This window comes from Nocardiopsis yanglingensis, from assembly GCF_045809185.1.
Taxonomy (GTDB): Bacteria; Pseudomonadota; Gammaproteobacteria; order Xanthomonadales; family Xanthomonadaceae; genus Stenotrophomonas; species Stenotrophomonas yanglingensis.
Window position 1 is genome coordinate 91,774 of the sequence record NZ_JBJNRH010000004.1, and the last position, 9,975, is coordinate 101,748.

A 9,975-nucleotide genomic window follows, 5' to 3' on the forward strand; every position below is an offset into this window, starting at 1 on the left:
GATGTTCGGAAGCAGCAAATCCAACCGTGAAGGCCAGCTGGTGGTGGATGCCCTGATCGGCAACCAGGTGGTGATTCGTGGCGATGTGGAATTCAGTGGCGGCCTGTATGTGGAAGGTCGCATCCATGGCAAGGTGATCGCCGCCGAAGGCGCCAGTGGCGCGACCCTGACGGTCGCCGAGCATGGCGTGATCGAGGGCGAGATCCGCGCCCAGGTGGTGGTCATCAGTGGCCGCCTGGACGGCGACGTGCACGCCACCGAGAAGGTTGAGCTGACCCCGAGCGCACGGGTCAATGGCAATGTCCACTACCAGGTGGTGGAGATGAATGCGGGCGCCCAGCTGAACGGCCGCCTGATCCATGCCAGCGCCCCGATGGCGGCCCTGCCGGCCCCGGAAGGTGATGAGGCCAATGGCGGCAAGGGTGACACCGCCGCACGCCGCAAGCTGGCCGAGGCGATGGCTTGAAAGCCATCGTCGGCACCCCCATGCTGACACCATGAGCACGCTAGTCTCCCTGCCCGGCGCCACCCCGGTTGCCGCGCCCGATTACCAGTCGCTGGAGCGCCCGCTGAACTTCACCGAGTCGGCGGCCGCCAAGGTCAAATCCCTGATCCAGGAAGAGGGCAACCCCGACCTGGCCCTGCGCGTGTACATCGAAGGCGGTGGCTGTTCGGGCTTCCAGTACGGGTTCGAGTTCGACGAGAACCGTGCCGAGGACGACCTGGCGGTACAGACCAGCGGGGTGACCCTGCTGGTCGACCCGCTGAGCCTGCAGTACCTGATGGGCGCCGAGGTGGACTACACCGAGAGCCTGACCGGTGCCCAGTTCGTGATCCGCAACCCGAACGCGAAGACCACCTGCGGCTGCGGCAGCAGCTTCAGCATGTAAAAACCCTGTGGCCGGCAGGTGCCAACGAGGGTTGGCACCTCAGTAGATTCACGCCACGCGTGGATGCTGTGCCTGCACGCCCACACCGGCAGATTGCGCACAGCGCCGACCTTGCCACCCGCATCGATTGGCGGCACGCTTGCCGGATGCCCAATACTCCTTCGCCGCTTTCCGGTTTCGCCTTCGTCGGCGAACCGCTGGAGCGCGCCGATGCCCTGCGCGAAGATGCCGATGCACTGGCGCGCTTGTGGCCGGGTGCGCGCATTCTCGTGCTGGATCAGGACGGCAGCGCCTTTACCGGCGATGACGATCAGCCCCTGGCGCTGACCGGCGCCGACATCGGTGGTGGTCCCGGTGCCGCGATCTTCCTCGGCCTGCGTGGCGAGCAGGCCTGGTTCTCGGTCGAAGCCAGCAACGTCACCGTCACCGCTCCGCGCCGCCTCGACCTGCGCCAGGCTGCACTGCTGTGGTCGATGGCCGATGCGACCGCCTTCAGCTATGCCCGCGGCATGTCCTACTGGCATTCGCGCACCCGTTTCTGCGGCGTGTGCGGCGGTGCCGTGGCGTTTGCCCGCGGCGGCTTCGTCGGTCGTTGCGCGCAGTGTTCCACCGAACACTACCCGCGTGTCGATCCTGCCGTGATCGTCGCCGTGGAGAACCAGGGCCGCCTGCTGCTGGGCCGCCAGTCGAACTGGGCACCGCGGCGTTACTCGGTGCTGGCCGGCTTCGTCGAGCCCGGCGAGACCTTCGAACAGACCGTGGTGCGCGAAGTGCACGAGGAGAGCAAGGTGCGGGTGATCGCGTGCCAGTACCTCGGCTCGCAGCCGTGGCCGTTCCCGGGCGCGCTGATGGTCGGTTTCCGTGCCCAGGCGCAGGACGACCTGCCGACCGTGGACGGTGAGCTGGAAGACGCGCGCTGGTTCAGTGCCGACGAGGTGGGCGCGGCGCTGGCACGCGATGTGGAGGACGATGGCCAGGGCATCCGCCTGTCGCCGCCGATCTCGATTTCGCGCGGCCTGATTGAACACTGGTACCGGCAGCAGAAGGGCTGAGCCCGGCCGGTTGCGGCGCCTGTATTGCCGCCACCTGAACACGGCCCGGGTTACAGTGCCGGTCACCGCGGACGGCGTCGCTGCGACAGGTAAGGTAGCGACGCCGAGCGTTCTGTTTCGTAGGGAGACCTGCCATGTTCACCACTCTGGCCGCCGTGCTGGTGGCACTGGCCCTGGGCCATGTAGCCCCGGCCGCTGCCGCCTCGCTGCGCCGTTTCGACGGCTTCCGGCGCTGGCTGGGCTGGCTGGATGCGCGCGGTGGCAAGGCCTGGCAGGGACCGGCAGGCGTGGCGCTGGCGCTGCTGCCGCCGCTGCTGCTGATGGCGCTGTTGGCCTGGCTGCTGCGTGGGGTGCTGTACGGTCTGCCGTCGCTGCTGCTGGGCGTGGCGGTGCTGGCCTGGTGCTGGGGACCGCGCGACCTGGACCGCGATATCGAAGCGATCATCGACGCCGACGATGCAGCGACGCGGCAGGCGGCGCTACGCAACCTGCAGGCCGCCGGTGGCAGCCTGCGCGAGGATGTGCCGTCACTGGTGGAAGCAACGGTGTTCAACGCGCTGCGGCGCTGGTTCGCGGTGCTGTTCTGGTTCCTGCTGCTCGGCCCGGCCGGTGCGCTGGGCTATCGCCTGTTGGCATTGATGGCTGAAAGCCCGATGCGCGCACGCGTGCCGGTGGAGCCGCTGGCGCTGGCGCAGCGCCTGCTGGGCTGGATCGAGTGGCCGGTGGCGCAGCTGATGGCGTTTTCCATGGCACTGGTGGGCAACTTCGATACGGCGTGGAAGGCCTGGCGCCAGGCCCATGGCGAACGCCTGGCCGGTGGCATCGGTTTTCTCGGTGCGGTGGCGCGGGCCAGCGTCAATGCCGAGCTGCGCGAGGATGCGCACGATTACACCGAGGCGGGATTGTTGCCGGTATGGCAGCGGTTGCCGGACCTGCGTGATGCGATGAGCCTGGTGTGGCGGATGCTGCTGCTGTGGCTGGCGATCCTCGCCCTGCTGGTGATTGCAGGCTGGGTGACGTAGTTGTATTGCAGGGCTTGCAGCCCTGCACCTGCAGAGGCCAAAGCCAAAGCGGCTCTGTGTTGCTGAGGGTTGGGCGGGGCGGTGTGGGGCTGCAGGGCACGCCGTAAACCCGTCCCTGGGGGCTCGATGGCGCCATCCATGGCGCCAACGGTCCTGCAGCCCCACACCGCCCCACCCCCGACAGTTTCCCGGCGGCTGTTGGTAGGTGTCGACCTTGGTCGACACGGTAGATCCACGCCATGCGTGGATGCAGAGCGAAGCGATCCGCTTGCGCTTTTGATCTTTTTTTCTTTTCCGTGGTGGACGCACACGGAAACTGTCCGTGGCCGGGTGGGTGGGCTGCGCAGGGGCGTGAGCCGCATGGATGCGGCGACCGAGCTTACATGGACGTACTTGCAGCGCCCCCTGCGCAGCCGACCCACCCGGCCAACCCCAAGGCTTCTACCTTCAAACGCCGCCCACCACGAGGGGCTGCGCCGTTGGCTGGAAACCTAGATCGGTGCCAGTGCAGTGAACGGTGCCCACGGCAGGTTGCGCAGCAGCGCATACCCGGGCAGCACCCAGAGCCAGAACACGGGATTGGCCAGCACCCGCATCAGCGGATCGAGCACGCGTGGGCGGATGCCGGCGATGTTCAGCAGCATCAGCAACAGGAACGGCAGGCTGATGACCAGCAGCGGGTTCATCGCCATCGCGCCGGGCAGGTCGAAGTGGACCAGGGAATACAGGCAGCGCGTGCTGCCACAGCCCGGGCAGTACAGGCCGGTCAGCGCGTACAGCGGGCAGCTCGGCAGGGGATTGCCGGCGACATACGGATTGACGTTGCGCAGCACCACCGTGGCACCCACGGCCAGGCCGGCGGATACCAGCAGCGGTGCCCAGCGGGCGAGTCGGGAACGAGCGGGAAGCGCGGACATGCAACAACGGATCCGGCGCAGGCGCCGGATCCGTCCAGGCGTATCAGTAGCCGCTGTTGCTCATCGCGCCCATGCCGCCGAGCACAACGAAGAACAGCACGTACAGCACGACCACGACGACCCAGGCGATGGCGGACCAGATGGCCCACTTCTTGGCCTTGGCGGCCGAATCCTGGGCGCCGGCGATGTCGCCAGCGGCCAGCTTGCCGTTGACCTGGGCGGCGTAGACGATCGACACGATGCCGGCCGGCAGGCAGCAGAACAGGGTGGTCAGGATCGCCCAGACCAGGTTGTTCGGGACCTGCGGAGTAGCGGTATTCATGGGTTCAAGCTCCTTGATGGGTGGTGGTGGTGAATCATTGGTCGGAAAGAGCGCCCAGTACGGCCAAGCCGCCGAACAGCCCGAACCACAACAGCAACAGGACCGGCAGGGCCACGGCCGAAGCCACCGCCCACCAGCCCGCCTTGCGCGACGCGCTGTAGGCTCCCGGAAGATCGCCGGCCGCGCGGCGGCCATCGACCTGGGAGGCATAGGCGATCGACACCACGCCCAACGGCAGGCAGCAGAACAGCGTCGTCAGGATCGCCCAGACCAGATGGTTGGGGATGTAGACCGGACGGCTGAGCGGTGGTGGTTGATTCAAAGCAAGACTCCATTCCTTGGTGGCCAGCCCTGATGTATCGGCCGGACCTCCCCCCTGTGGGTGCGTAATCTACCGCAACCGACGTTGCATGTATGCGTTTACAGTCACGACATGCCGCGTACGTCACCGGACGGTGACCTACGCGGGGGAGGCTGCCGGACCCGCCTGGCGGGCCGATTTCGTCAGGCGTGATCGCCGCGCAGGGCCCGCACCTGGGCCTCCAGCACCGGGGCGCTGGTGCTGTGGCCATCCACGGCCGGTGCCGCCACCACCTCGACGGTGGCGCGGAAACGGCGCGGCACGCGCATGCGGCCAAGGCGGCTGTCGCGGCGGCTCCACATGCTGGACCACATGCCGCGCAGCGCCATCGGCACCACCGGCACCGGCCGCCGTTCGAGGATCTTCTCGACACCGGACTTGAACGGTGCCATCGCACCATCCTTGGTCAGCGCGCCTTCCGGGAAGATGCAGACCAGCTCGCCTTCGGCCAGCGCGGCGTCGATCTCGTCGAACGCGCGCTGCATCAGCGCCGGGTCTTCGCGTGCACCGGCGATCGGGATCGCCTTGGCGGTACGGAAGATCCAGCGCATCACCGGGATGTTGAAGATCCTGTAGTACATGACGAAGCGCACCGGGCGCGGAATCGTCGCCGACAGGATCAGTGCGTCCATATAGCTGACGTGGTTGCAGACCAGCAACGCGGCGCCCTCGTCGGGCACGTTGGCCTCGATGCCGTGTGGGCGCAGCCGGTACAGCGTGCGCACCATCAGCCAGCTGAGGAAGCGCATCAGGAATTCGGGGACGATGGTGAAGATGTAGATCGCCACCAGGGCATTGGCGATGGCCAGCGCCAGGAACTGCTGCGGAATGGTCCAGTGCAGCAGCTTGTGCGCGGCCAGCGACAGCAGGGCTGCGCCGACGATGAAGCCGGAATTCTGGATGTTCAGCGCGGCGAACACGCGCGACATCTGCGCCTTCGGCGTGCGGCTCTGGATCAGCGCGAACAGCGGCACTACGAAGATGCCGGTGAACAGGCCGATGCCGATCAGGTCGATGACGATGCGGATGCTGCCCGGCTGCTGCAGGAAGGCGCCGATGGTCAGTCCGTGCACGGTCGCTTCGCCACTGCGCGCGAAGTACAGGTCGAGCAGGAACGCGGTCATGCCGAACGCGCCCAACGGGACAAGGCCGATTTCCACCGTGCGCGCCGACAGCTTCTCGCACAGCAGCGAGCCAACGCCGGTGCCGACCGAGAACAGGGCCAGGGCGAACAGATACAGCTTGGGTTCGCCGCCGAGGTTGGCCAACGCGTAATTGGGCAGCTGCGATGTCAGCACGGTACCGACGAACCAGAACCAGGATACCCCGAGGATGGCGTTGCGCACCGCCTTCTGCTGCCGTGCCATGCGCAGCACGACCCGCGACTCCGGCAAGGGGTTCCAGTTGATTTTCAGGTTCGGATCGCCGGCGTCGACCTTGGGAATCAGGCGCGCCGCGATGTTGCCGCAGATGGCCAGAGCGATCACCGCTGTGGCTGCCACGATCGGACCGTGGCTGCCCGCAAGCAGGAACACAGAGCCGCCGATGATCATGCCGGACAGGATCGAGATCGAAGTACCCATCTCGACCAGGCCGTTGCCGCCCGTCAGTTCCTCGGGTTTCAGCACCGAGGGCAGTACCGAGTACTTTACCGGGCCGAACAGGGTCGACTGCATGCCGGTACAGAACAGCGCGACCAGCAGGAACGGCAGGTTCTCGGTGATGAAACCGACAGCCGCCATCGACATGATCACGATCTCCATGCTGGTGGTGATCACGATCAGCCGCGATTTTTCCAGTTTGTCGGCGATCTGCCCGGCCAGCGCCGAGAACAGGAAGTACGGCAGGATGAAGATGGCTGGCGCCAGCGTGGTGTAAAGCGAACGCTGCTCCTCCGAAACGCCCAGATAGAACAACAGGCCGATGATCGCCTGCCGGTACACATTGTCGTTGAACGCTCCGAGCGCCTGGACGACGAAGAACGGCAGGAAACGGCGCTGGCGCAGCAGGGCGAACTGGTTGTGACCGGACATGGAGCCTCCTTGACCGGCGCAGCCTAGCATTCCTGCCTATCCGCTGTGGGTGCGGACCTGTGGGTGCGGACCGTTGGTCCGCACACGTTGAAAGGTCTCAGACGATATCGTCGACCACGCCGCCATCCACCCGTAGTGCCGCACCGGAGGTGGCGGAAGCCTGCGGCGAGGCCAGGTACACCACCATGTTGGCCACTTCCTCGACCGTGGCGGTGCGCTGGATCACCGAAGACGGCCGGTGCGTCATCACGAACTCGCGGCCGATCTGCTCCAGTGGCTTGCCGCTGCGCTGGCGTTCATCTTCGAACATCGCCGCGAAGCCGTCGGACAGGGTCGGGCCGGGCAGCACTGCGTTGACGGTGACGCCGCTGCCGGCCACACGCTTGGCCAGGCCGCGCGACAGCGACAGCTGCGCGGTCTTGCTGACACCGTAGTGGATCATGTCGGCCGGAATGTTGCGTGCCGATTCGGAGGAGATGAACAGCACGCGACCCCAGCCGGCATCGACCATCGCCGGCAGCAGTGCCCGCGACAGGCGCACGCCGGACATCACATTGGTCTGCCAGTAGCGTTCCCAGGTTGCGTCCTCGGTCTCGAAGAAGTCCTCGGGGCCGAAAATGCCGGCGTTGTTGACCAGGATGTCGACCTTGGGCAGGCCTGCCAGCAGCGTGTCGACGCCGGCCGCATCGGAGAGGTCGGCGGCCACGCCGAGCACGTCGGCACCCGGAACGGCGGCGAGCAGGCGCTGGCGGGCGCGTTCGACGCTGTCGGTGCTGCGGCCGTTGAGAATGATCCGCGCACCCGCGGTGGCCAGGCCCTGGGCGATGGCCAGGCCGATGCCGGCGGTGGAGGCGGTGACCAGCGCGGTGCGGCCACTGAGTTCGATTTTCATGACGATGATCCGGAGCGGGGGATTGCCCAGTATTCGCGTGGTGGCGTGATCGAACTGCAGCGCCAGGCGCAACGCGCCGTTGCACACGGCGCAGTAGATCCACGCCATGCGTGGATGAAATGCCTGATTCAGCGGTGAGGGATCAGGCCAGGCTGGTCACCGCCTCATTCGCCGCTGCCCGCACCTTCGGCAGCATCCGCAGCACCAGTGCCATCTGCGTACGGATCAGCTGCAGCTTCGGCGGCATCACCTCGTCGATCTGCTCCAGCTCGGCGGCCACCGCGCGGTCCGCATCATTGTCCTCTTCCGCGACCGGTTGCCGAGCGGTCAGGGCCGTCGCCAGCTGCTGCAGCGCCTTGCGCACGCGCTCACCGGCAGCCAGCGCCAGCGGATCGCCGGCGTAGCTGTCCACCTGGTCGCGGTGCGCACCCAGCGCCGACAGGTGCCCGAGCAGTGTGTTGGACAACGCCAGGAAATGGAAACCGGCATCCAGGTTGCGGCGCACGTGGCCCGGCTCGCGCAGCATGTTCGACAGCGCGGTGGACAGCGCGGCGTCGGCGTTGTGCATGTCGCGGCGGGCGATGCGGTAGGCCAGATCGTCACGCATGCCGCTGCGGTACTGGCCCAGCACCGAATCCAGGTAGCGCGCGGCGGTGTCCAGCACGCGCGCCAGCACGAGGTGCAGCTGGCGGCCCTGCCAGTCGGGCAGGATCAGGAACGCGGCGGCGGCGGCGATCGCGCAGCCCAGCAGCGTATCGACCATGCGCGGCACGATCAGCACGAAGCCATCGCCGATCAGGTTGAAGCAGGTCAGGGCCATCACCGTGATCGCCGCCGATGCCACCAGGTAGCGGTCGGTGCGGGTGAAGAAGAACAACAGTGCCGACAGCAGCGCGATCAGCAGCTGCACGTGCAGCTGCGGGAACAGCTGCAGCAGCGCCCAGGTCAGTACCAGGCCGGCCACGGTGCCGACGATGCGTTGTGCAAGGCGCTGGCGGGTCGCGCCGAAGTTGGGGCGGCACACGAACACGATGGTCAGCAGCACCCACGAGCCGTTCTGGGCGTTGAACAGCCGAATCGCCGCGAAGCCGGCGATCAGGGCCAATGCCATGCGCAGGCCGTGGCGGAACAGGACCGAGCCGGGCGTGAGCTGCTGGCGCACGCGCACGCCCATCTCGCGCAGGGTGTGCGGGTTGCTGTCGCGCAGGCGGGTATCGACGTTGTCCAGGCTGGCCTCGGAACGCTCCGCATCCAGCAGGCGGCGCTCGATGCTGCGCAGGTTGTGCACCAGCAGATCCAGCGAGCCAAGCAGTCGCTGCCACTGCGGTCGCTGCTGGTCGCGCAGATAGGCCAGCGCATCGGCCAGGTCGCGCCCGGCCTGCTGGTTGCTTTCGCCATACACGAACGGACGGCGCAGGCGGATCGCCTCACCCAGCCGTGCGCAGGCCTGCCCCTGCAGGTCGAGCAGGCGCTGGCAGCGGTACAGCACATCGCTGTGGAAGAAGGCATCGACCAGCGCGCCGTACGGGTAATGCGAGGAGCTGGCGCGCTCGTGGAAATCCTGTGCCATGTAGTAGAGGCGCAGGTACAGGCCGGAGTTCACGCCGGGCCGTCCGGAACGGCCGAAGCGGGCCAGGATCGCGGTCTTGGCTTCATTCAATGCACCGACCACGCGCCGGTTCTGTTCGGCCAGGTCGAGCTGGCGACGCTGCAGGTCGGCCTCGCGCACCGGCTCAAACAGTGTTGCCTTCAACTGCAGGTAGCGGCCCAGTTCAACGTACAGTCGCGCCACGCGTTCGCGTACCGGACGGTTGGCGAACAGTGCGGTCCACAGGATCGACAGCAGGCCGTACCAGACCGCACCGGCCAGCAGGTGACTGACCGCGTCCAGCGCGCTGTGCAGGTCGCTGGCGCCATGCTGCTCCAGCCCGATCATGGTGTAGATCGCCAGCGTTACCGTGGCCTGGGCGATGGACGCGTAGCGCTCGCCGAGCGCACCCAGCAGGGTCAACCCGAAGGTGGACAGCGCCAGCGCGCCGATGAAGATCCACGGCCAGGGGAACAGCCAGATCACCGAGGCGGCGGCGAGGCAGAAGCACAGCAGCGACAGCAGTACCGCCTTGGTACGGCCCCACCAGTTGTCATCGGTCTCGGCGATGGCGCTGGCGATGATGCCGAGGAACACGCCGGGCAGGGCGGTGAGCGCATCCATCTGCCAGCACACGGCAAGCGCTGCGGTCAGGGCGATGAACACCCGAAGGCCATAACTGGCCTTTTCGTGGGCCCACAGGCGGCTGAGGCGGGATTCGCGGGCGGACATGCAGGCTCGGTGGAAGGGGCTTCCACCATTATTGCGGGTGCGGGGTGAAGGGGACAGCCCGCGAAGGAATACCCGGTAGTGCCGGCCGCTGGCCGGCTTTCATGCGCCCGGACGGGGAGTAGAGAAACCGGCCACCCGCCCGCACTAACGGTGTGCCGGGCAATAA

The 9,975-nt window shown here is 67.1% G+C and carries 10 protein-coding genes; 4 read left to right on the forward strand and 6 right to left on the reverse strand.

The window, feature by feature from the left end:
- Nucleotide 1: 1 nt before the first annotated feature.
- The 4 genes from ACJ7C5_RS08025 to ampE all read left to right on the forward strand — a co-directional run bounded on the left by ACJ7C5_RS08025 (nt 2) and on the right by ampE (nt 2,964).
- Nucleotides 2-466, forward strand: coding sequence for a bactofilin family protein (locus ACJ7C5_RS08025; protein ID WP_006398829.1), 465 nt, complete (start codon nt 2-4; stop codon nt 464-466).
- A gap of 31 nt (nt 467-497) precedes the next feature.
- Nucleotides 498-890: an iron-sulfur cluster insertion protein ErpA gene (gene erpA, locus ACJ7C5_RS08030; protein ID WP_005419789.1), complete on the forward strand. Its 393-nt coding sequence runs from the start codon at nt 498-500 to the stop codon at nt 888-890.
- A gap of 146 nt (nt 891-1,036) precedes the next feature.
- Nucleotides 1,037-1,942: an NAD(+) diphosphatase gene (gene nudC / locus ACJ7C5_RS08035; RefSeq protein WP_412703586.1), complete on the forward strand. Its 906-nt coding sequence runs from the start codon at nt 1,037-1,039 to the stop codon at nt 1,940-1,942.
- A 134-nt stretch (nt 1,943-2,076) separates the two neighbouring features.
- On the forward strand, nt 2,077-2,964 hold the full coding sequence (gene ampE / locus ACJ7C5_RS08040; RefSeq protein ID WP_097048578.1) for a regulatory signaling modulator protein AmpE: 888 nt from the start codon (nt 2,077-2,079) through the stop codon (nt 2,962-2,964).
- Nucleotides 2,965-3,455: 491 nt separating this feature from the next.
- Here ampE and ACJ7C5_RS08045 read toward each other — a convergent pair whose 3' ends face one another.
- The 6 genes from ACJ7C5_RS08045 to yccS all read right to left on the reverse strand — a co-directional run bounded on the left by ACJ7C5_RS08045 (nt 3,456) and on the right by yccS (nt 9,809).
- Nucleotides 3,456-3,881 (reverse strand): DUF2752 domain-containing protein, encoded by a 426-nt coding sequence (locus ACJ7C5_RS08045; protein ID WP_006473646.1) that lies wholly within the window; start codon nt 3,879-3,881, stop codon nt 3,456-3,458.
- Nucleotides 3,882-3,924: 43 nt separating this feature from the next.
- Nucleotides 3,925-4,203, reverse strand: coding sequence for a CD225/dispanin family protein (locus tag ACJ7C5_RS08050; RefSeq protein WP_006473644.1), 279 nt, complete (start codon nt 4,201-4,203; stop codon nt 3,925-3,927).
- A 34-nt stretch (nt 4,204-4,237) separates the two neighbouring features.
- Nucleotides 4,238-4,525 carry a CD225/dispanin family protein gene (locus ACJ7C5_RS08055; RefSeq protein WP_412703587.1) on the reverse strand — a complete coding sequence of 96 codons (288 nt, stop codon included), beginning with the start codon at nt 4,523-4,525 and terminating at the stop codon, nt 4,238-4,240.
- Nucleotides 4,526-4,707: 182 nt separating this feature from the next.
- Nucleotides 4,708-6,597 carry an MFS transporter gene (locus tag ACJ7C5_RS08060; protein WP_412703588.1) on the reverse strand — a complete coding sequence of 630 codons (1,890 nt, stop codon included), beginning with the start codon at nt 6,595-6,597 and terminating at the stop codon, nt 4,708-4,710.
- 97 nt (nt 6,598-6,694) lie between these two features.
- Nucleotides 6,695-7,489 carry an SDR family NAD(P)-dependent oxidoreductase gene (locus tag ACJ7C5_RS08065; RefSeq protein ID WP_097048580.1) on the reverse strand — a complete coding sequence of 265 codons (795 nt, stop codon included), beginning with the start codon at nt 7,487-7,489 and terminating at the stop codon, nt 6,695-6,697.
- A gap of 142 nt (nt 7,490-7,631) precedes the next feature.
- Nucleotides 7,632-9,809, reverse strand: coding sequence for a YccS family putative transporter (gene yccS, locus ACJ7C5_RS08070; protein ID WP_412703589.1), 2,178 nt, complete (start codon nt 9,807-9,809; stop codon nt 7,632-7,634).
- Nucleotides 9,810-9,975 lie beyond the last annotated feature (166 nt).